The organism is Streptomyces sp. NPDC001822 (assembly GCF_042892135.1).
GTDB lineage: Bacteria > Actinomycetota > Actinomycetes > Streptomycetales > Streptomycetaceae > Streptomyces.
Genome location: NZ_JBIATW010000007.1, coordinates 81,120 through 101,664 on the forward strand (window position 1 = coordinate 81,120; position 20,545 = coordinate 101,664).

A 20,545-nucleotide genomic window follows, 5' to 3' on the forward strand; every position below is an offset into this window, starting at 1 on the left:
CCGACGGCGACTGCCCGACATCACCATCCAGCGTAGACACCGAAGGCCGCTCGGGCCCTCAGTGCTCCGCCGGCTCCCGGCCTGCGGCAGGATGGACGCCACCTGGTACGCACGCGTCATTCGGGTACGTACTGAAGACAACCGCTGGAGACGCCCGGTGAGTTCCCCAGATCCGCAGGTTCGCGCAGCGCGAAACCTGGCCGACCCCTCGACCGAGAGCAAGCCCACGAAAAAGAATTCCCGAAGCCGCGGTCCGGTGGTCGCCGTCACCGGCGCCGCGACCGGAGTCGGTGCGCTGCTCACCGCCCATCTCGCCGCATCCGACGAGATCAAGCAGGTCATCGCCATCGACGAGCGCCGAGGAGACGTCTCCGAGGCCACCTGGCACATCCTGGACGTACGGGACCCGGCCATCGCCGAGAAGCTGCGGGGCGCGGATGTCGTCGTGCACATGGCGGTCGATCTCGACCTGGAGACCGACGCCGCCGCCCGTACCGCGTACAACGTGCGGGGGACCCAGACCGTGCTGACGGCGGCGGCGGCCGTGGGCGTCCACCGGGTCGTGCTGTGCACGTCGGCGATGGTCTACGGCGCCATGCCCGACAACGACATCCCGCTCTCCGAGGACGCCGAGCTGCGCGCGACGGCCGAGGCCACCGGAGTCGGGGACCTGCTGGAGATCGAGAGGCTGGGCCGCCGCGCGCCCCGGGCCCACCCCGGGCTCAACGTCACGGTGGTGCGTCCCACCGTGCTGGTCGGCGGTACGGACACGGCTCTCACGCGGTATTTCGAGTCCCCGAGGCTGCTGGTCGTCGCCGGATCGCGCCCGGCCTGGCAGTTCTGCCACGTGGACGACCTGGTGAGCGCCCTGGAGTACGCCGCCCTCGAGAAGATCGAGGGCGAGTTCGCCGTCGGCTGCGACGGCTGGCTGGAGCAGGAGGAGGTGGAGGAGCTCTCCGGCGTGCGCCGCATGGAGCTGCCCTCCGCCGTCGCCCTCGGTGCCGCCGCACGGCTGCACCGGATCGGCCTCACCCCGTCCCCGGCAGGCGATCTCGCGTACACCATGCACCCCTGGGTCGTCAGCGTGAGCCGGCTCCACGACGTGGGATGGCGTCCCCGGTGGACCAACGAGGAGGTCCTGGGGGCGCTGCTCGAAGAGGTCGAAGGCCGCCACACGCTCGCCGGCCGCCGGCTCGGCCGCAAGGACGCCACCGCGGCGGGTGCCGCCGGGGCCACGGTCGCCCTGCTCGGCACGGCGGCTCTGGTCAGGCGGGCCCGTAAGGCCCGCCGCCGTTTCTAGGCGCGGACGGGCCGTCGTCCCACGCCCGGGGGCGGCCGGGGCGGCCCCCGCCGTCCGGCGCTGGTAGGAGGCTCCAAGCAGGCGGGCCCGCCACCTGTCGACAGCGCTATTCCGGGATGTCGGTGCGGTGCGGCACGATGGCCCCATGGCACGTACTCACGATCACCCCGGCGAGCAGGCCGCCCAGGACCCCATCCGGCTTCTGGACATCCGTGACACCCCGCTCTCCGTCGACGAGGTCTTCCGCGCGGTGGGGGACGACGCCGCCGGGGGCACGGCCCTCTTCGTCGGCACCGTGCGCAACCACGACGACGGACAGGACGTCGGCTCGCTCGGATACTCCTGTCATCCGACGGCCGGCGAGGCGCTCCGACGGGTTGCCGAGAAGGTCGTGGCGGAGTTCCCGGTGCGCGCCCTGGCCGCCGTCCACCGGGTGGGTGAACTGGGTGTCGGCGATCTGGCCGTGGTCGTCGCCGTCTCCTGCGCCCATCGGGGTGAGGCCTTCGAGGCCTGCCGCAAGCTGATCGACGACCTCAAGCACGAGGTCCCGATCTGGAAGCACCAGCGCTTCTCCGACGGGACCGAGGAGTGGGTCGGCGCCTGCTGAGCGCAAACCGCCCCGGAGGCGATCAGCCCCGATTTGCGTAACCACCCCCCTGCCACGAGCGTTGGTGCTGCAGGTGGTTAATCTTCTGATCGTCAGTTGCGGTCGCTCATGGGGCAGGGAGGTCGTGATGGCTGCACTCGCATGGCTGTTGATTCCGCTTATAGCCGCACTCGGCGCGGCGATATGGGGAGGGTGGGCAGCCCGCAATCGAACGACCGGTGACGTCACCGAACTCGCCGGCTACGCCAGGTTCCGTGAAGCGATGGAGAAGTCGGGTTCCGGTTCCGAGGTGGTCTGAGGCGAGGCGACCGTACGCAGTCGCCAATTCCGCACCACCCCCGCGGACCCCGTGGGCGAGCACGGGCCGCGAGTGATCCCGGCAGGTTTCCGCTCCGGCGGACCCCCACGCCGACGGGCCCCGTACGGACCGGCCCCGACGGTGCACTTACAGGCCCTTCCCGTACTGTCGTTCCATGCCACGCCGCACCGCGACGCTGCTCGCTTCGACTCTCATCCTGATCGCGCTGCTCTGCGCAGGCGTGCTGATTCCCGTGCCGTACTCGGAGATGTCCCCCGGGCCGACCGTGAACACCCTCGGTGACGCCCGTGGCGAGCCGGTCCTGCACATCACCGGCCACAAGACCTACCCGACGTCCGGGAACCTCAACATGACGACCGTCCGCGTCACCGGCGCGGACTACGACATGAACATCGTCGAGGCCGTCTACGGCTGGCTGGCCCACGACAGCGTGGTCGTGCCCCACGACACGCTCTATCCGGACGGCAAGACCGAGGAGCAGTCGACCCAGGAGAACGCCGAGGAGTTCAGCCAGTCCCAGGAGAGCGCGAAGGTCGCCGCCCTGGAGGAGCTGAAGATCCCCGTCACCTCCCGCGTGGTCGTCTCGACGGTCGTCAAGGACAGCGCCGCCGAGGGCGTGCTGCACGCGGGCGACGTGATCAAGGCCGTGGACGGCACGGCGGTCGCGAAGCCCGAGGACGTCGCGAAGCTGGTCACGAAGCACCGGCCCGGGCAGGACGTCGTCTTCACGGTCATCCCCGTCAAGGCGGCGGCAGCGGCGGAGAAGGCGGGCAGGGAGCCCAAGGGCTCCCATGACGTGACCCTCACCACACGCAAGGCGCCGGCGGACCCCGCCGACCCCTCGGGCGAGGACCGCGCGATCGTCGGTATCCAGGCGGGGACGGACCACACCTTCCCGTTCGACGTCGACATCAAGCTCGCCGACGTCGGCGGTCCGAGCGCCGGGCTGATGTTCTCGCTGGGCATCATCGACAAGCTCACCCCGGGCAAGCTGACGGGCGGCAAATTCATCGCCGGCACGGGCACGATCGACGACAGCGGCAAGGTCGGACCGATCGGCGGGATCGCCCTGAAGCTCGTCGGCGCCCGCGACGCCGGTGCCCGGTACTTCCTGACGCCGGACGACAACTGCTCGGCCGCGGCGTCCGACACCCCGAGCGGACTCACCCTGGTGCGGGTGAAGACCCTCGACGACGCCAAGAAGTCCCTGGAGAAGATCAGCGCGGGGGACACGGCCGGCCTGCCGAGCTGCTCGGCGGGCTGAGGCCGGCCCCCCGCGGGGGCGTCAGGACTCGAACGTGGCCGCGAGCGCGTCGGCCAGGCCGGGGACCAGGCCGGCGCCGGTCAGGACCTCGGTCGCGGAGTCCTTCTCGCGCAGCCTGACGGCGGAGTCGCGGGCCCCGTCGCGCAGCACGGCGACGGTCATCCGGACCTCCTGCCGGTCGGGGTGGCCGGCGACCCACTTGGTGAGTTCGGCGTCGCCGAGGCCCTCCGGTACGGAGGCCTCCGCGGACGGCGGGAGCATCAGCCGCTCCACGGTCATGGCGCAGCCGACCACGGCGTCGGGCCAGGCGATCGTGGCGAGGAATTCGTCCAGTGCCGTGCCGTCGGGCAGCTCCTCCTGCTCGACGGGGGTGAGGGTGGCGGGCGTGGAAGCGGTGTCGTCGAGGCCGAGCTGGGCGGCGAGGCCCGGCTCCTGGGCGCGCAGCCGCGCGGTGTCGACCAGGGCGAACAGCCGGGCGGGCTGGTCCCAGCCGAGGGTCGCGGCATAGGCGTCGATCTCGAGGACGGCGACGGTGAGAGGACTCGCGGCCATCGGGGGGCCTGAGGGGGAAACGTTGGGCATGGCCAACATCCTGCCTCCTTCCGCCCCGGGAACGGGAACTAGGTAAAGCCTCAGTAAGTTGCATAGGTGGGCTCTACGATCGCGGAGCCCGCTTCTTACGACCGCGAACTTCGAGGTGCGCACGTTGGCTTTCCAGATGCCGGACCGCGGCGGAGGCCCGACCGGGCCACGGATCAGAGTCGGCCGCCCGTCCCGGCGCGTCCGGACCCTGCTCATGACCCTGGGGGTCCTGGCGGTTCTCGCCATGGCCTTCGTCATGTTCGCCGGGTTCTGGACGGACTGGCTCTGGTACAGGTCGGTCGCGTATTCGTCCGTCTTCACCACCACTCTGTGGACCAAGATCGGACTGTTCCTCGTCTTCGGACTGCTGATGGCCGTGGCCCTCGGCGTGAACATCTGGCTCGCACACCGGCTCCGGCCGCCGCTGAGCGCGATGTCGATGGAGCAGCAGAGCCTCGACCGCTACCGGATGAGTGTCGCTCCGTACAAGAAGTGGGTCCTGCTCGCGGTCACCGCGCTCGTCGGCCTGATCGCCGGGGCCTCGGCCTCGGGGCAGTGGCGTACGTGGCTGATGTACGTGAACGGCGTGTCGTTCGGGCAGAAGGACCCCCAGTTCAAGCTGGACGTGTCCTTCTACGCCTTCGACCTGCCGTGGTACCGCTTCCTCCTCGGCTTCGGTTTCGCGGCCGTCGTGCTGTCGCTCATCGCGGCGGCGCTCACCCACTACCTGTACGGCGGACTGCGGGTCACCAGCCCCGGCGCGCGCGCCACCGGGGCGGCCACGGGCCATCTCTCCGTGCTGCTCGGCATCTTCGTGTCGCTGAAGGCCGTGGCCTACTGGCTCGACCGGTACGGACTGGCGGTGAAGTCCAGCGACTTCAAGGCCACGGACAACTGGACGGGCCTGCGCTACGTCGACGCCAACGCCTACCTGCCGGCGAAGACCATCCTGTTCTGCATCGCGGTGATCTGCGCCGTGCTGTTCTTCGCGACGCTCTGGCGGCGCACCTGGCAGCTTCCGGTGATCGGCTTCGGCCTGATGGTGCTCTCCGCGATCCTGATCGGCGGGCTCTACCCGGCGATCGTGCAGAAGTTCCAGGTCCAGCCGAACGAGCAGGCGAAGGAAGCGCCGTTCATCCGGAAGAACATCGACGCGACGCGTGACGCCTACGACATCGACGACGCGCAGGTGGACGACTACTCCGGCAAGAGCACGACGACGGACGGGGCCAAGCTCCGGGCGGACGCCGACGCGGCCGCCAGTTACCGGGTGATGGACCCCAACGTCGTCTCCCCCGCCTTCCAGCAGCTCCAGCAGAAGAGGAACTACTACCAGTTCCCCAAGACGCTGGACGTCGACCGGTACAAGGGCGAGGACGGCAAGGAGCAGGACACCGTCATCGGCCTGCGCGAGCTGAACCTCGAAGGTCTCCCCAAGCGGAACTGGATCAACGACCACTTCACGTACACCCACGGCTACGGCGCCATCGCGGCGCGGGGCACCACGACGGGCACGAACCCGGCGGGCTCCCCGGACTTCACCGAGTCGGGCCTCCCGACCACCGGTGAACTGCCGAAGTACGAGCAGCGGATCTACTACGGCGAGAAGACCGGGCAGTACTCCATCGTCGGCGGGCCCCAGAAGGAGCTCGACTACGAGGAGGACGGCGAGAAGACCACCAGTTACAAGGGCGACAGCGGGGTCAGCCTCTCCAACGCATTCAACCGCGCCGCCTACGCCGTCTCCTTCAGCGAGCCGCAGATACTGTATTCGGGAGCCATCGGCGACGGTTCGCGGATCCTGTACAACCGCACTCCCAAGGAGCGCGTGGAGGCCGTGGCACCCTGGCTGACGATCGACGGGGACGCATATCCGGCGGTCGTCGGCGGACGTATCCAGTGGGTCGTCGACGCCTACACCACGACCAACGGCTATCCGTACGCCTCGCGTACGACGCTCGGCGACACCACGGCCGACTCGCTGACCACCAACCAGCGTGCGGTCGTCGCCCAGCAGAACCAGGTCAACTACATCCGCAACTCGGTGAAGGCCACCGTCGACGCCTACGACGGCAAGGTGAAGCTCTACGAGTGGGACACCGAGGACCCGGTGCTCAAGACGTGGCGCAAGGCCTTCCCGGGGACCGTGAAGCCGCGGGCCGACATCCCGAAGGACCTGATGGACCACCTGCGGTACCCGCAGGACCTGTTCAAGGTCCAGCGGGAGCTGCTCACGCGCTACCACGTCCAGAACCCCGCGCAGTTCTACAGCGGCAGTGACGCCTGGCAGGTGCCGGACGACCCCACCAACAAGGAGCCGGGGGCCGTTCCGCCGTACTACCTGAGCATGAGGATGCCGGGCCAGGACACGCAGAAGTTCTCCCTGACCACGACCTTCACACCGAAGGGGCGTCCCGACCTGGGGGCGTTCATGGCGGTGGACGCGGACGCGGCCAGTGACGACTACGGCACGATAAGGCTGTTGAGAGTCACCACCACGGTGAAGGGTCCCGGCCAGGTCCAGAGTGAGCTCAACGGCAACGACGACGTCGCCGAGTTCGTGAGGAACCTCAAGGGCACCGACTCGGACATCGAGTACGGCAATCTGCTCACCGTGCCGCTGGACGGGGGCTTCCTCTACATCGAGCCGGTCTACACGCGCGGTGGCACACAGAACTACCCGCTGCTGCGCAAGGTGGCCGCCTCGTACGGGTCGAAGATCGTCTTCGAGAACAGCCTCGGGGAGGCGCTCAACGCGGTCTTCGGGGTCGAGGGTTCCGATACGACGAACCCGCCGACGCAGCCCACCGAGCCGCCGGGTGACACCACGGAGCCGCCGGCCACCGGGGACGCGGCGCTGAGGAAGGCCATCGCGGACGCCCAGAAGGCCTACACCGCCGGCGAGGAGGCCCTGCAGAAGCAGGACTGGACCGCGTACGGCAAGGCGCAGGCGGACCTTCAGGACGCGCTCAAGGCGGCGGCGGCGGCTCAGCCCAAGGGCGGTGCCGACGGTGCGGACTCGTCGGACGGCGCCGCCGGCGAGGGCGCTGACCAGGGCAGCTGAGAAAGCACCACCCCGCGTCGTGGTACGGTTTGAACACAACGACGCGGGGTGGAGCAGCTCGGTAGCTCGCTGGGCTCATAACCCAGAGGTCGCAGGTTCAAATCCTGTCCCCGCTACTGAATGACGAAGGCCCGGATCCTTTTGGGATCCGGGCCTTCGTCATGCCGTGAGGTCCCTCGCAAGTTGTGCGACCGAAGTGCGGTTCGCTCAAGGCGAGTTGCGTCCGAACGTGTTTCACTTGTCTCCCTGTGGGCATGTCGACAAAACGCTGTAGTGACCTCACTGGCCGCGATATACCAGGTGTACGCGGGTTACAGGTGGTGCGACGATGGTATTTATGGGGGACAGGGCAACTCTGTTGGAGACAGGGCGGTTTGTGCAGCGACGCGGCCGGACGGCGGAAAACGTGGCAGATGCGGCATTCGCCGCTGCCGTGGCCGACCCCTTCGCGGACACCCGCGACGCGTCCGCCGGCGCCGTGGACCTCGACGAGCCGGGTACGGCCGCCCTCCGCACCGACAGCGCGGATGCGCCCGGGAGCACCGACACCACGGACACCGCTGACCACTCCGACGAGACCGAGGCGCGCCACCGGCGTGCCGCCGAGGCCGGTGACGCCGGGTCGATGAGCGTGCTCGGTGCTCTCCTGCTGCGCCGCGGCGACCTGGACGGCGCCGAGACCTACCTGCGCGCGGCCACGGCCGAGGGGGACCGGGCCGCGGCCAACAACCTGGGAGTACTCCTCCATCAGCGCGGTTACCCGGACGAGGCGGCGGGCTGGTGGCGCATCGCCGCCGTGGCGGGCTCCGCCGCCGCCGCGCACGCCCTGGGGCGCCACTTCCGCGAACGCGGTGACGAGCCCGGAGCCGAGTACTGGCTGCGCCAGTCCGCCGAGCAGGGGCACGCACTGGGTGCGTACGCACTCGCCGACCTGCTGGAGCACCGCGGCGACGTCGGTGCCGAGCGCTGGCTGCGCGCCGCCGCGGAGCAGGGGCACCGGGAGGCCGCGTACCGCCTGGCGCGGGCGGTCGAGCGCAACGCGGTCGGCGACGCGTACGACACCCTCGGCCCGGGGCGCCTCACCGGCGGCGGAATGCCGCCGGAGCGGCCGGTGACGGCGGTGAAGCGGGACGGCCCCGTCGCGGGTCCCGACGCCGGCCGCGTGGGCGAGGCCGAGCAGTGGTACCGGCAGGCCGCCGCACGGGGGCACCGCCGGGCTGCCCTCCATCTCGGAGCCATCCTCGAACAGCGCGGGGAGCTGAAGGAGGCGGGCCGCTGGTATCTCACCGCCGCCAAGGAGGGCGAGCCCCGGGCGGCGTGCGCCCTCGGCTTCCTGCTGCGCGACGCCGGCGACGAGGAGAGCGCGGCCGTGTGGTGGCTGCGGGCGGCCCAGGACGGCGACGGCAACGCCGCCAACGCGCTGGGCGCGCTGCACGCCGCACGCGGCGAGCAGCAGACGGCCGAGCGCTGGTACAGGGCCGCCATGGACGCGGGCGACGTCAACGGCGCCTACAACCTCGGTCTGCTCTGCGCGGCCCAGGACCGGATCCCGCAGGCGGAGCAGTGGTACCGCCGTGCCGCCTACGCCGGCCACCGAGAGGCGGCCAACGCGCTGGCCGTGCTGCTGCTCCAGGCCGGGGACGCGAGCGGGGCGGAGCCGTGGTTCTCCAAGGCCGCCGAGGCGGGCAGTGTGGACGCCGCGTTCAACCTCGGCATCCTGCACGCGGGCCGTGACGAGGACCGTACGGCCTTCGGCTGGTACCAGCGGGCGGCGGCGGCCGGGCACACCGACGCCGCGCTCCAGGTGGGCATGGCCCTGCTGCGGGACGGCGAGGAGCAGGAGGCCGAGCGCCATCTGCGCTGCGCGGCCGGCGGTGGAAGCGCCGAGGCCGCCTTCCGGCTGGCGGGCGTGCTCGACTTGCGCCAGCCAGCGCCGGGACCTCCCGCACTGGGGGAGCCCATGCCGGAGAAGACCGAGTGCGAGGAGTGGTACGAGAGGGCGGCCGAGCAGGGGCACCGCCGCGCCCAGGTGCGGGCCGGGATGCTCGCGGCCGCACGCGGGGACATGGAGAGCGCCGCGCGCTGGTACCGCGAGGCCGCCGAGTCGGGCAGCCGCAACGGAGCCTTCAATCTCGGCCTGCTGCTCGCCCGCGAGGGCAGCGAGCGCGAAGCCGCCCTGTGGTGGAGCCGCGCAGCGAACGACGGGCACGGCCGGGCCGCGCTGCGCCTCGCGCTGCTCGCCGCACGCCGGGGTGAGCTCACCGAGGGAAAGCGCTGGTGTGCCCGCGCGGTGGAGCTGGGTCCGGCCGAGGTGGCCGAGCGGGCCGCCCGGCTGCTCGACGCGCTGCACCAGGAGCTCACCGCGTGACGGAGCGCGGCGGGTGCGCGAGGGCTGCGCACGGGTGTCCGGGGAATGAATTTGCCCCGCCCGGTGGGGGTGCCGTACTGTTGCACTCACAACGACGCGGGGTGGAGCAGCTCGGTAGCTCGCTGGGCTCATAACCCAGAGGTCGCAGGTTCAAATCCTGTCCCCGCTACTCAAGACAGAGGCCCGGATCCTTCAAGGATCCGGGCCTCTGTCGTATGTGCTCGCGCCCAGGACCGCAGAGGTGTCCGTGCCGTGCGGCTTGCTGGACGGAGGCGTGCGGGAGCCCGGCAGAGGCCCCTGGGGAGGCGCCGCTGTCAGGCGGTGGCGGCGCAGTTCGGGCAGGTGCCGCGGTAGGTCACTTCGACGTCCGAGACCGTGAAGCCGAAACGCTCCTCGGCCGGCAGGTCCGCCATCGGGTTGCCGGAGGGGTGCACGTCCCGGATGGCGCCGCAGCGTCCGCACACCAGGTGCTGGTGGGGGCGGTGGGCGTTCGGGTCGTACCGCTTGGCCCGGCGGTCCGTGGAGACCTCGATGACCTCGCCGAGGGAGACCATCTCGCCCAGCGTGTTGTACACGGTGGCGCGGGAGATCTCCGGAAGCACGGTGACGGCTCTCGCGTGGACCTCATCCGCCGTCAGGTGCACGTGGTCCCCTTCGAGGACCTCGGCCACGACGCGCCGCTGAGCCGTCATCCGCCAGCCGCGTCCACGAAGTCGTTCCAGGAGGTCACTCATGGGGCCAGCCTAGCAGCGGGGAGGGTTGAGTCCCGAGCGGGTTTGACTTTAGATGGCTGATTGACTTGGACAAAGTCCATTGTAGGATCGGTCTCGGTATTGGGCAGGACAGGCTGCGCCGACAGGACAGTGCGCAGGAAAGACTCATGGAGGCGCACGTGACGCAGGGACCGCTCACCACGGAGGCCGGGGCACCGGTGGCCGACAATCAGAACAGCGAGACCGCCGGCCCGGGTGGACCGGTCCTCGTCCAGGACCAGGCGCTTCTGGAGAAGCTCGCGCACTTCAACCGGGAGCGCATCCCGGAGCGGGTCGTCCACGCGCGCGGCGCCGGCGCCTACGGCACGTTCACGCTGACCCGTGACGTCTCGCGGTGGACCCGGGCGAAGTTCCTCTCGGAGGTCGGGAAGCAGACCGAGACCTTCCTCCGCTTCTCCACCGTCGCCGGCAACCTCGGCGCCGCCGACGCGGTGCGCGACCCCCGGGGCTGGGCGCTGAAGTTCTACACCGAGGAGGGCAACTACGACCTCGTCGGCAACAACACCCCGGTGTTCTTCGTCAAGGACGCCATCAAGTTCCCCGACTTCATCCACACCCAGAAGCGCGACCCGTACACCGGCTCGCAGGAGGCGGACAACGTCTGGGACTTCTGGGGCCTCTCGCCCGAGTCCACGCATCAGGTGACCTGGCTGTTCGGCGACCGGGGCATCCCGGCCTCGTACCGTCACATGAACGGCTACGGCTCGCACACCTTCCAGTGGAACAACGAGGCCGGCGAGGTCTTCTGGGTCAAGTACCACTTCAAGACCGACCAGGGCATCAAGAACCTCACCACCGAGGAGGCCGTCCGCCTCTCCGGCGTCGACCCGGACAGCCATCAGCGCGACCTGCGCGAGTCCATCGAGCGGGGCGACTTCCCGACCTGGACCGTGCAGGTCCAGATCATGCCCGCGGCCGAAGCCGCCGGCTACCGCTTCAACCCGTTCGACCTCACCAAGGTGTGGCCGCACGAGGACTACCCGCCGATCGAGATCGGCACGCTGGAGCTCAACCGGAACCCGGAGAACGTCTTCGCCGAGGTCGAGCAGTCGATCTTCAGCCCGGCGCACTTCGTGCCCGGCATCGGTCCGTCCCCGGACAAGATGCTCCAGGGCCGCCTCTTCGCGTACGGCGACGCCCACCGCTACCGCGTCGGCATCAACGCCGACCACCTGCCGGTGAACCGTCCCCACGCCACGGAGGCGCGCACCAACAGCCGAGACGGCCTCCTCTACGACGGCCGTCACAAGGGTGCGAAGAACTACGAGCCGAACAGCTTCGGCGGCCCGAACCAGACCGGTCGCCCGCTCTGGCAGCCCGTGCCCGTCACCGGCGGGACGGGCAACCACGAGGCGCCGTCCCACTCCGAGGACGACGACTTCGTGCAGGCGGGCAACCTGTACCGGCTGTACTCGGACGACGAGAAGACCCGGCTGATCGACAACCTGGCCGGGTTCATCGCCAAGGTCTCGCGCGACGACATCGCCGACCGCGCGATCGGCAACTTCCGTCAGGCGGACGGTGACTTCGGCAAGCGTCTGGAGGCCGCGGTCCGGGCCCTGCGCGGCTAGTACGGGACGCCTTGCGGGTGGCGGGCCGGACCTCCCTGGACGTGCCAGGGGTCCGGCCCGCCGCCGTGTCCGGCCCCGGCCCCCGTCAGACGGCCAGCTCGGCGGACGGCCTCCTGGCCGGAGTCCAGCACCGGATGATGTCGCGTACCGAGACGATGCCGATGGGGCCGTCACCGTCCAGCACGATCAGATGCCGGAAGCCCCCGTGCGTCATGGCTTCCGCGGCCTCGTCGAGGGTCCACGTGGGCGAGGCGAAGACCACCTCGGTGGTGGTGTGGGTGGAGGCGGTCTCCACGTCGGGATCCTGTCCGGCGCCCACGGCGTTGAGGATGTCGCGTTCGGTGATGATCCCGAGGCCGCAGGTGTCGGGATCATGGACGACGGCTGCTCCGATCCGGCGGGCCGACATCAGCCGAGCCGCCTGGCGGAGGGTGTGGGCCGGGCCGATGGTGAGGACCAGTGTGCTCATGGCGTCGCGGACGAGCATGGAACGAGCCACCTCCTTCGTCATGCGAACCCGGGAGTGGCCTTCGTGAGCCGATTCACAAGTTCACAAATGGGGGGACTCTCAGAGTCGCACCCCGTGCGGCAGTCAACAAGGGGGTGTGCGCGCCGGGACGGCTGTTCGAACGGGACCGGTGGTGCCGGAGGCGCGTGCGGCCCCGGCACGCTCGCGAGGCGGGATCAGTAGCGCTGGTTGAGATAGCCGAGAAGTTCCTCGTGCAGCAGTCCGTTCGAAGCCGCCGCGTTGCCGCCGCCGGGACCGGAGACCCCGTCCAGGCTCGTGAAGCGCCCGCCGGCCTCCTGGACGATGATCGCGTTGGCGGCCATGTCCCACAGGGAGAGTTCCGGTTCCGCGCAGATGTCCACCGAGCCCTCGGCGACCATCATGTACGGCCAGAAGTCGCCGTAACCGCGCGTACGCCAGCAGGCCCGCGTCAGGTCCATGAACCCGTCGAGCCGGCCCTGCTCCTCCCAGCCCGTCATCGAGGCGTACGCGAACGAGGAGTCCGCGATCCGCTCGACCTCCGACACGCGCAGCCGCGTCGCGGAGGTCAGGCTGCGGCCGGAGAAGGCTCCGGCGCCCTTCGCCGCCCACCAGCGCCGGTTGAGCGCGGGAGCCGAGACCACGCCGACCACGGGCTGGAAGCCGTTCTCTCCCGCCTCCATCAAGGAGATCAGCGTCGCCCAGACGGGAACCCCGCGCACGTAGTTCTTGGTGCCGTCGATGGGATCGACGACCCAGCGCCGCGGACCCGTGCCCTCGACCCCGTACTCCTCGCCCAGGATCGCGTCGCGGGGCCGTGCCCGGTGCAGATGACCTCGGATCAGCTCCTCGGCGTGTTTGTCCGCCTCGCTGACCGGGGTCATGTCCGGCTTCGTCTCGACCTTGAGGTCCAGAGCCTTGAACCGGTCCATCGTCGCCGCGTCGGCGGCGTCCGCCAGGACGTGGGCAAGGCGCAGATCATCGTGGTAATCGGGCATGCCGTCACAGTATCCACAGCCACCCGCCCGGGCTACACGGACCCGTGCGGGCGCCGGGTTCCCCTGCGCGCGGACCCTTGACAGGCTCCTCGGCCGCGTCAACTCTGAAGCGCAGGTCCCGGCGTGGGAGGCGACGATGCCGACAGCGCGTGAAGCCCTTCTGGACGCCGCGCACTCGGCGCTCTCCGGACAGTCCTGGACGTCGGTGCGCATGGTCGACGTGGCCGCCCGGGCCGGGGTGTCCCGGCAGACGCTCTACAACGAGTTCGGCAGCAAGGACGGCCTGGCCCGCGCCCTCATCCGGCGCGCGGCCGACGGCTACCTGGCGGGCGTCGACCGGACGCTCGGCGCCGACCGGAGGCAAGGGGACGGGCCCGCCGAGCTCGCCCGCTGGACGGTCCGGGCGGCCGGCGCGAACGTGCTGGTCAAGGCGTTGATCACCGGTGTCTGGGGGGAACGCCTGCCCCGCCCGGTGACCCCGGGCGCCGGACCACGCGCGGGTCAGGCACTGCCCACGCCCGCCGAACTGCTCACACTCGTGCGCGACCGGGCGGTCGTGGCCCTGCGGGAGGGCCCGGCCGCGCACGATCGCGCGAAACTGGAGCTGACCTGCGAGATCGCGCTCAGGCTCGCCGTCTCGTACGCGCTGGTGCCGGCGGATCCGGCAGCGGGCCGGGCGGAAGGCGAGCGGGGGTCTCAGGCCGAGGAGCCCGAGAGCTGCAGCCCGATGACCCCGACGATCACCAGGGAGATCGACACCAGCTTGAGCGTGGAGACCACGTCGTCGAGGAAGACCATGCCGTAGATCGCCGTGCCCGCCGCCCCGATACCGGTCCACACCGCGTACGCGGGGCCGACGTCGAGCTTCTTCAGCGCCAGGGTGAGCAGGCCGAAGCTGCCCAGTGCGAACGCGCAGAACGCGATCGTCGGCCAGAGCCGGGTGAATCCGTGCGAGAGCTTCAGGCACACGGCGAAGCCGGTCTCGAGCAGTCCTGCGACCACGACCAGCAACCACGCCATCGTCCGTGCCTCCCACGTAGGTGACGCCTCGTCACGCTCGACGCGATTATGCCCTTACCAGCCGCGGGACCTCGCAAACGTGCGCGAGTCGGACCGCTCGAACCGACCCCCGTGCCTCAGTCGCCCTCGCGCCGTTCCCGGGTCGAGAGGAGCCTGCGCAGAGAGTCGAGACGTGCGGGGTCGGCGTGTCCCTCCGCGACCCAGGCGTCCAGGGCGCACTCCGGCTCATGGCCGTCGTGGGTGCAGCCCCGCGGGCAGTTCTCGGTGCCCGGTTCGAGGTCGGGGAAGGCGTGGATGACCCGGGAGGGATCGACGTGGTGCAGGCCGAAGGAACGCACACCCGGGGTGTCGACCACCCAGCCGCGTCCTTCCGGCAGCGGCAGGGCGAGCGCCGACGTGGTGGTGTGACGGCCGCGGCCCGTGACCGCGTTGACCACACCCGTGGTGCGGCGCCTGTCCTTCGGGACCAGGGCGTTGACCAGGGTCGTCTTGCCGACGCCCGAGTGCCCGACGAAGGCCGTCACCCGGTCGTGCAGCAGTTCGCGCACCCGCTCCGCGGCGTCGCCGTTCTCCAGCTCCTCGCGGCTGGTCACGACGTACGGGACGCCCAGCGGGGTGTACGCCTCCAGCAGCTTGTCCGCCGAGGCCAGATCGGACTTCGTCAGGACGAGGAGCGGGCTGAGCCCGCCGTCGTACGCCGCCACCAGGCAGCGGTCGATCATGCGGGGGCGCGGCTCGGGGTCGGCGAGAGCCGTCACGATGGCCAGCTGGTCGGCGTTGGCGACGACCACCCGCTCGAAGGGGTCGTCGTCGTCGGCCGTGCGGCGGAGCACCGAGGTGCGGGCGCCGATCCGCACGATGCGGGCCAGGGTGTCCTTGTCGCCGGAGAGATCGCCGACGAGGGAGACGCGGTCGCCCACCACGGCGGCCTTGCGGCCCAGTTCCCGGGCCTTCATGGCCACCACGGTGCGGTCGTCGACCAGGCAGGTCAGCCGGCCCCGGTCGACGGTGAGGACCATGCCCTCCTCGGCGTCCTCGTGCTTGGGGCGGGTGTGCGTCCGGGGCCGGTTGCCCTTGGGGTTGGGGCGTACGCGGATGTCGTCCTCGTCGGGGTTCTTCCCGTAGCGGCGCACGTCCTCAGACCCCGCTGCTTCCGCGGGCGGCGCCGAGTGCCCCGGGGGCGACCCCGACCGCGCCGGACGGCTCCCCGAGCATGCCGGTCCACATCTCCGGGAAGTCCGGCAGGGTCTTCGCGGTCGTACCGACGTTCTCGATCTCCACCCCGGCCACGGCGAGGCCGATGATCGCGCCCGCCGTCGCCATGCGGTGGTCGTCGTAGGTGTGGAACACCCCGCCCTGCAGCGGCCTGGGCCGGATGTGGAGGCCGTCGGCGGTCTCGGTGACGTCGCCGCCGAGGCCGTTGATCTCCTTGGTCAGCGCGGCCAGCCGGTCCGTCTCGTGCAGCCGCAGGTGGGCGACGCCGCTCAGCGTGGACGGGGAGTCCGCGAGCGCGGCGAGGGCCGCGATGCCGGGCGTCAGCTCACCGACCTCGCTCAGGTCGACGTCGATCCCGTGGACGCTGCCCGAGCCCGTGAAGGTGAGGCCCCGCTCGGTCAGCTCGCACGAGCCACCCATTGCGGTGAAGATCTCGCGCAGCGCGTCACCCGGCTGGGTGGTGCGCAGCGGCCAGTCGGGGACGGTGACGCGGCCGCCGGTCACCAGCGCCGCCGCGAGGAACGGCTGGGCGTTGGAGAGGTCCGGCTCCACGGTCAGATCGCGGCCCAGGAGGGCGGAGGGGGACACCCGCCAGACGTTCGGCTCGCCCCCCGTCTCGGGCTCGTCGACCTGGGCCCCCACCGAGCGCAGCATGTCGACGGTCATCCGGATGTGAGGCATCGAGGGGAGCGCGGATCCGGTGTGCCGGACCTCCACCCCCTGGTTGAAGCGGGGCGCGGACAGCAGCAGCGCGGAGACGAACTGGGACGAGGAGGAGGCGTCGATCGCCACCGGGCCGCCGTCCAGGGCCCCCGCTCCGTGCACGGTGAGCGGGAGGGTGCCCCGGCCGTCGTCGTCGATCCGGGCGCCCAGCGCCTTCAGCGCGTCGATCACGCCGTGCAGGGGGCGCTCGTAGGAACGGGGGTCACCGTCGAAGTGGACGGGACCGTCGGCGAGGCAGGCGACCGGGGGCAGGAAGCGCATGACCGTACCCGCGTTGCCGACGTCCACCCGGGCCGGGCCGTGCAGACCGGCCGGGATGACCCGCCATGCCTCGCCCGAGCCGTCGGGACCGACGCCCTCCTCGATGCCGACCCCCATCGCGCGCAGGGCCTGCGCCATCAGCAGGGTGTCCCGGGACCGCAGCGGGCGGCGCAGCCAGCCGGGCTCGGAGGACAGTGCGGCGAGCACGAGAGCGCGGTTGGTGACCGACTTCGATCCGGGCACGGTGACGGTCGCGTCGACGGCCCCGGTCGCACGGGGGGCGGGCCAGAGGGCAGGGTGCACGGAGCTTTCGGTCATGCCCCTCACTTTAGTGGCTCACCGCAAACCCAGATCCTGACCAAAAGGGCGGAAACCAGGGCTTAATACAAGGGTGATACAGGAGCCGGTGCCCACCCGTGCCGGGCACCGGCCCTCACAGCCCGAGCAGCCAGCGCCCGCCGCCGGTCAACGAGCTGAGCGACACCACGTGGAAGAGGAGCAGCCACATCGCCGCCGGTGCGTGCGTCAGCCGTGCGAGCTGGTCGGCGTCGGAGTCGGGGGCGCCGCCGTGACGCCGCTTGGACTGCAGCTCGAACGCCGGGCGCACGCCGCCGAGCAGCAGGAACCAGACCACGGTGTACGCGAACGCCGCCTGGACCTCTGCCGAGGTCAGCCACGACACGAGCAGGAACGTCGTGCCCGTGAGGATGACGGTCAGCGCCCCGTACAGGTTGCGGATCATGACCAGCATGACCGCCAGGAGCGCCGTCGCCAGCCACAGGAGCAGGGTGATCCTGCCGTCGGCCAGCAGCCAGGCCCCGCCCAGCCCGAGCAGCGGGGGCGCGGTGTAGCCGGCCGCCGCGGTGAGGATCATGCCGATACCGGTGGGCTTGCCCCGGCTGACGGTCAGCCCACTGGTGTCGGAGTGCAGACGGATGCCGGAGAGCTGGCGTCCGGTGAGCAGGGCCACCAGTCCGTGGCCGCCCTCGTGCGCGATGGTGATCGCGTTCCGGGAGAGCCGCCATATGAGGTTCGGCACGACGGCGGCGAGTGCCGCGGTGGCCGTCACGACCACCAGCCACTGCGCAGGGGCTGCCTGGGTCCCGAAGACGCGGTCCCACAGCTCACCCAGATCGGTGCTGTCCATGGCGCGGGCGGCTCCTTCCATGCTCGAGGGATTCACGTCCACTCGACCGGCGGGTCGTGGCAGTCTGGCACTTATGTGCGGACGGTATGCAGCGAGTCGGCGGCCTGAGGATCTGACCGGGCTCTTCGGCGTCGAGAGATGGGAACCCTCCGAGACCCTGGAGCCCGACTGGAACGTCGCGCCGACCAAGGAGGTCTACGCGATCCTGGACCGTCCTGTGAAGGACGCGGACGACCAGCGGCCGGTTCGCCAGATGCGCACCCTGAAGTGGGGGCTCGTGCCGTCCTGGTCGAAGACGCCGGAAGGCGGCGCGCGCATGATCAACGCGCGCGCGGAGACCGTCCACGAGAAGCCGTCCTTCCGCAGGCCCTTCGTGTCGAGGCGCTGCATCCTGCCCGCGGACGGCTACTACGAGTGGGTCACCGGAGCCGACGAGCGGCAGCTGGAGGAGAAGGGGAAGAAGAAGCGGCCCCGCAAGCAGCCGTATTTCGTGACGCCCGCCGACGGCTCCGTCTTCGCCATGGCCGGCCTGTACGAGTTCTGGCGGGACCGGACCCTCCCCGACGACCACCCCCAGGCCTGGTGGGTGACCTGCTCGGTGATCACCACCGAGGCGGAGACCTCGCCGCTCGCCGTGGCCCCCGCGGACGGGCCGGGCTCGCTCTCCGACATCCACCCCCGGATGCCGTTGATGCTCACGCCGGACCGCTGGGACGACTGGCTCGACCCGTCCCGGACCGACGTCGAGGAGCTGAAGGCGCTGCTCGCGCCGCCGCCCGGCGGCCTGATGCGCGCCTATCCGGTGGCCACCGCCGTCAGCAACGTCCGCAACAACGGGCCGGAACTCCTGGACGAGCTGGCCGCGCCCGAGGTGAGCACGCTCTTCTGACCCGGCAGGATGGCCCCGTGAGCCGTACCGCAGGGACACCGCAGAGGACAGAGACCGTCGCCACGGACGCCGGGGAGGCCAGGATCAGCTGGTTCCCGGCGAAGGAGGCGCGCTTCGTGCTCGCCGTCGGCCACGGCGCCGGGGGCGGGATCGAGGCCCGCGACCTGCAGGCCCTGGCCGCCGGGCTGCCGGGGCGAGGCGTGACCGTGGCCCTGGTCGAGCAGCCGTGGCGGGTGGCCGGGAAGAAGGTCGCACCGGCCCCCCGGACCCTGGACACCGGATGGACCGGGCTGTGGCCGGCGCTGACCGCGCCCGGGCTGCCCGTCGTCGCGGGCGGGCGCAGCGCGGGGGCCCGGGTCGCCTGCCGCACGGCTGCCGCACTGGGTGCCCGCGCGGTGCTCGCGCTGAGTTTCCCGCTGCACCCGCCGGGGAAGCCGGAGAAGTCCCGCCGGGACGAGCTGCTGGAGGCCGGGGTGCCCGTCCTGGTGGTCCAGGGCGGCCGTGACCCGTTCGGGCGCCCGGAGGAGTTCCCCGCGGGGGACCACGGCCTCGTGGAGGTGCCGGACGCGGACCACGGCTTCGCCGTCCCGAAGAAGGCGCCGTTGACCCAGGATCAGGCGATGGACCTGCTCACCGCCGCGGTGGCCGGCTGGCTGGACGGACTGCACCGGCCGGCGTAGTCCTCCTCACACCCGGGCCGCCCGTGCGAGACCGGGGAATGCGCCGTGCGGGGCGGCTGTTGTGGCTGGTGTCGGTACAACAACGTCGTACGTGGAGAGGGAGTCCGTCGCATGGGTTCCACCATCTGCCCGAGCCGCTCGAGCGCCGCCGAACTCGAGTGGACGGTGCTTCACGCGGCCAAGGGCGCGCCCGGGCACGCGCCGGGCACAGCGGAGCGACAGCCCGCGCAGCAGCAAGGTCGACTATTCTCCGATGCGAGTGGGACCGGTTTCGGCCCCGCCACATCGTTGGAGGAGGTGGGTCCGGTCACTGGGACCGACACAGGGACCGACGACGGCCGCGCGCAGGAGACGACTGCCGAGCGCAACGCGCGCTTCGAGCGGGACGCCCTCGGATACCTCGACCAGATGTACTCCGCGGCGCTGCGCATGACGCGCAACCCGGCGGATGCCGAAGACCTGGTCCAGGAGACCTACGCGAAGGCGTACGGCTCCTTCCACCAGTTCCGCGAGGGCACGAACCTCAAGGCGTGGATGTACCGCATCCTCACGAATACCTTCATCAACTCGTACCGCAAGAAGCAGCGCGAACCCCAGCGGAGCGCCGCGGAGGAGATCGAGGACTGGCAGCTGGCACGTGCGGAGTCGCACATGTCGACGGGTCTGCGCTCGGCGGAGTCCCAGGCGCTCGACCACCTGCCGGACTCCGACGTGAAGTCGGCGCTGCAGTCGATTCCCGAGGAGTTCCGGATCGCCGTGTATCTCGCGGACGTAGAGGGCTTTGCGTACAAGGAGATCGCGGACATCATGGGGACACCCATCGGTACGGTGATGTCCCGCCTGCACCGTGGGCGCCGTCAGCTGCGCGGCATGCTGGAGGACTACGCGCGAGAGCGCGGGCTCGTCCCGGCCGGTGCCGGTGAGTCGGACGAAACGAAAGGCTCGGGCTCATGAGCTGCGGAGAGCCGCACGAGACGGATTGCTCAGAGGTTCTCGACCATCTCTACGAGTTTCTCGACCATGAGATGCCCGAGGGCGACTGCACCAAGTTCGAGGTGCATTTCGAGGAGTGCTCCCCGTGCCTCGAGAAGTACGGCCTCGAACAGGCCGTGAAGAAGCTGGTCAAACGCTGCTGCGGTCAGGACGACGTGCCCGCAGACCTTCGCTCGAAGGTGATGGGGCGGATCGACCTGATCCGTTCCGGGCAGGCCGTCCCCGAGCAGGACCTGGCCGTGGGCGGCGCCGACCGCCCGGCCGCCGCCGCGGAGTGACGGTCT

The 20,545-nt window shown here is 70.8% G+C and carries 20 protein-coding genes and 2 tRNA genes; 14 read left to right on the forward strand and 8 right to left on the reverse strand.

Going from position 1 to position 20,545, the window contains the following annotated elements; genetic code table 11:
* The first annotated feature begins 157 nt into the window (after positions 1-157).
* The 4 genes from ACFYY2_RS18075 to ACFYY2_RS18090 all read left to right on the forward strand — a co-directional run bounded on the left by ACFYY2_RS18075 (position 158) and on the right by ACFYY2_RS18090 (position 3,490).
* Positions 158-1,300: an SDR family oxidoreductase gene (locus tag ACFYY2_RS18075; protein WP_388743618.1), complete on the forward strand. Its 1,143-nt coding sequence runs from the start codon at positions 158-160 to the stop codon at positions 1,298-1,300.
* A 145-nt stretch (positions 1,301-1,445) separates the two neighbouring features.
* Positions 1,446-1,907 (forward strand): molybdenum cofactor biosynthesis protein MoaE, encoded by a 462-nt coding sequence (locus ACFYY2_RS18080; protein WP_388743621.1) that lies wholly within the window; start codon positions 1,446-1,448, stop codon positions 1,905-1,907.
* 127 nt (positions 1,908-2,034) lie between these two features.
* Positions 2,035-2,205, forward strand: a complete 171-nt coding sequence (locus ACFYY2_RS18085; RefSeq protein ID WP_388743624.1) for a hypothetical protein — start codon at positions 2,035-2,037, stop codon at positions 2,203-2,205.
* 175 nt (positions 2,206-2,380) lie between these two features.
* Positions 2,381-3,490, forward strand: a complete 1,110-nt coding sequence (locus ACFYY2_RS18090; RefSeq protein WP_388743626.1) for a PDZ domain-containing protein — start codon at positions 2,381-2,383, stop codon at positions 3,488-3,490.
* Positions 3,491-3,511: 21 nt separating this feature from the next.
* Here ACFYY2_RS18090 and ACFYY2_RS18095 read toward each other — a convergent pair whose 3' ends face one another.
* Positions 3,512-4,081: a PPA1309 family protein gene (locus ACFYY2_RS18095; protein ID WP_388743628.1), complete on the reverse strand. Its 570-nt coding sequence runs from the start codon at positions 4,079-4,081 to the stop codon at positions 3,512-3,514.
* A gap of 127 nt (positions 4,082-4,208) precedes the next feature.
* Between ACFYY2_RS18095 and ACFYY2_RS18100 the strand changes: the two genes are divergently transcribed.
* The 4 genes from ACFYY2_RS18100 to ACFYY2_RS18115 all read left to right on the forward strand — a co-directional run bounded on the left by ACFYY2_RS18100 (position 4,209) and on the right by ACFYY2_RS18115 (position 9,673).
* On the forward strand, positions 4,209-7,136 hold the full coding sequence (locus ACFYY2_RS18100) for a UPF0182 family protein (protein WP_388744319.1): 2,928 nt from the start codon (positions 4,209-4,211) through the stop codon (positions 7,134-7,136).
* Between the two features lie 42 nt (positions 7,137-7,178).
* A tRNA-Met gene (locus ACFYY2_RS18105) sits at positions 7,179-7,252 on the forward strand.
* A gap of 212 nt (positions 7,253-7,464) precedes the next feature.
* Positions 7,465-9,504 carry a tetratricopeptide repeat protein gene (locus tag ACFYY2_RS18110; protein ID WP_388743631.1) on the forward strand — a complete coding sequence of 680 codons (2,040 nt, stop codon included), beginning with the start codon at positions 7,465-7,467 and terminating at the stop codon, positions 9,502-9,504.
* A gap of 95 nt (positions 9,505-9,599) precedes the next feature.
* Positions 9,600-9,673 (forward strand) — tRNA-Met (locus ACFYY2_RS18115).
* A 145-nt stretch (positions 9,674-9,818) separates the two neighbouring features.
* Here ACFYY2_RS18115 and ACFYY2_RS18120 read toward each other — a convergent pair.
* Positions 9,819-10,238, reverse strand: coding sequence for a Fur family transcriptional regulator (locus ACFYY2_RS18120; RefSeq protein ID WP_388743633.1), 420 nt, complete (start codon positions 10,236-10,238; stop codon positions 9,819-9,821).
* A 146-nt stretch (positions 10,239-10,384) separates the two neighbouring features.
* On the opposite strand from ACFYY2_RS18120, the gene ACFYY2_RS18125 reads away from it, so the two are divergent.
* Positions 10,385-11,848 (forward strand): catalase, encoded by a 1,464-nt coding sequence (locus ACFYY2_RS18125; protein ID WP_388743636.1) that lies wholly within the window; start codon positions 10,385-10,387, stop codon positions 11,846-11,848.
* An 85-nt stretch (positions 11,849-11,933) separates the two neighbouring features.
* On the opposite strand, the gene ACFYY2_RS18130 is transcribed toward ACFYY2_RS18125, so the two are convergent.
* On the reverse strand, positions 11,934-12,335 hold the full coding sequence (locus tag ACFYY2_RS18130; RefSeq protein WP_388743639.1) for a cyclic nucleotide-binding/CBS domain-containing protein: 402 nt from the start codon (positions 12,333-12,335) through the stop codon (positions 11,934-11,936).
* Between the two features lie 197 nt (positions 12,336-12,532).
* On the reverse strand, positions 12,533-13,333 hold the full coding sequence (gene hisN / locus ACFYY2_RS18135; RefSeq protein ID WP_388743642.1) for a histidinol-phosphatase: 801 nt from the start codon (positions 13,331-13,333) through the stop codon (positions 12,533-12,535).
* A 136-nt stretch (positions 13,334-13,469) separates the two neighbouring features.
* Here hisN and ACFYY2_RS18140 point away from each other — a divergent pair, with 136 nt between their 5' ends.
* Positions 13,470-14,138, forward strand: coding sequence for a TetR/AcrR family transcriptional regulator (locus tag ACFYY2_RS18140; protein WP_388743645.1), 669 nt, complete (start codon positions 13,470-13,472; stop codon positions 14,136-14,138).
* Here ACFYY2_RS18140 and ACFYY2_RS18145 read toward each other — a convergent pair.
* The 4 genes from ACFYY2_RS18145 to ACFYY2_RS18160 form a co-directional block, all read right to left on the reverse strand.
* Complete coding sequence (locus ACFYY2_RS18145) at positions 14,030-14,353, reverse strand: multidrug efflux SMR transporter (RefSeq protein ID WP_327114883.1); 324 nt, start codon at positions 14,351-14,353, stop codon at positions 14,030-14,032. The genes ACFYY2_RS18140 and ACFYY2_RS18145 overlap by 109 nt on opposite strands.
* A gap of 116 nt (positions 14,354-14,469) precedes the next feature.
* Positions 14,470-15,486, reverse strand: coding sequence for a ribosome small subunit-dependent GTPase A (rsgA, locus tag ACFYY2_RS18150; RefSeq protein WP_388743648.1), 1,017 nt, complete (start codon positions 15,484-15,486; stop codon positions 14,470-14,472).
* 4 nt (positions 15,487-15,490) lie between these two features.
* A complete protein-coding gene (aroA, locus tag ACFYY2_RS18155) occupies positions 15,491-16,870 on the reverse strand; it encodes a 3-phosphoshikimate 1-carboxyvinyltransferase (RefSeq protein WP_388743651.1) in 1,380 nt (459 codons plus the stop codon).
* Positions 16,871-16,985: 115 nt separating this feature from the next.
* Positions 16,986-17,699 (reverse strand): M50 family metallopeptidase, encoded by a 714-nt coding sequence (locus tag ACFYY2_RS18160; protein WP_388743654.1) that lies wholly within the window; start codon positions 17,697-17,699, stop codon positions 16,986-16,988.
* 73 nt (positions 17,700-17,772) lie between these two features.
* Between ACFYY2_RS18160 and ACFYY2_RS18165 the strand changes: the two genes are divergently transcribed.
* The 4 genes from ACFYY2_RS18165 to rsrA all read left to right on the forward strand — a co-directional run bounded on the left by ACFYY2_RS18165 (position 17,773) and on the right by rsrA (position 20,539).
* The gene (locus ACFYY2_RS18165) at positions 17,773-18,588 is read left to right on the forward strand and encodes an SOS response-associated peptidase (protein ID WP_388743656.1); all 816 of its coding nucleotides are present in this window, start codon (positions 17,773-17,775) and stop codon (positions 18,586-18,588) included.
* A gap of 17 nt (positions 18,589-18,605) precedes the next feature.
* The gene (locus tag ACFYY2_RS18170) at positions 18,606-19,268 is read left to right on the forward strand and encodes an alpha/beta family hydrolase (RefSeq protein ID WP_388743658.1); all 663 of its coding nucleotides are present in this window, start codon (positions 18,606-18,608) and stop codon (positions 19,266-19,268) included.
* 297 nt (positions 19,269-19,565) lie between these two features.
* Complete coding sequence (locus ACFYY2_RS18175; RefSeq protein ID WP_388743660.1) at positions 19,566-20,222, forward strand: sigma-70 family RNA polymerase sigma factor; 657 nt, start codon at positions 19,566-19,568, stop codon at positions 20,220-20,222.
* Complete coding sequence (gene rsrA, locus ACFYY2_RS18180; RefSeq protein WP_388743663.1) at positions 20,219-20,539, forward strand: mycothiol system anti-sigma-R factor; 321 nt, start codon at positions 20,219-20,221, stop codon at positions 20,537-20,539. Before ACFYY2_RS18175 ends, rsrA begins: the two co-directional genes overlap by 4 nt.
* The last annotated feature ends 6 nt before the right edge of the window (positions 20,540-20,545 follow it).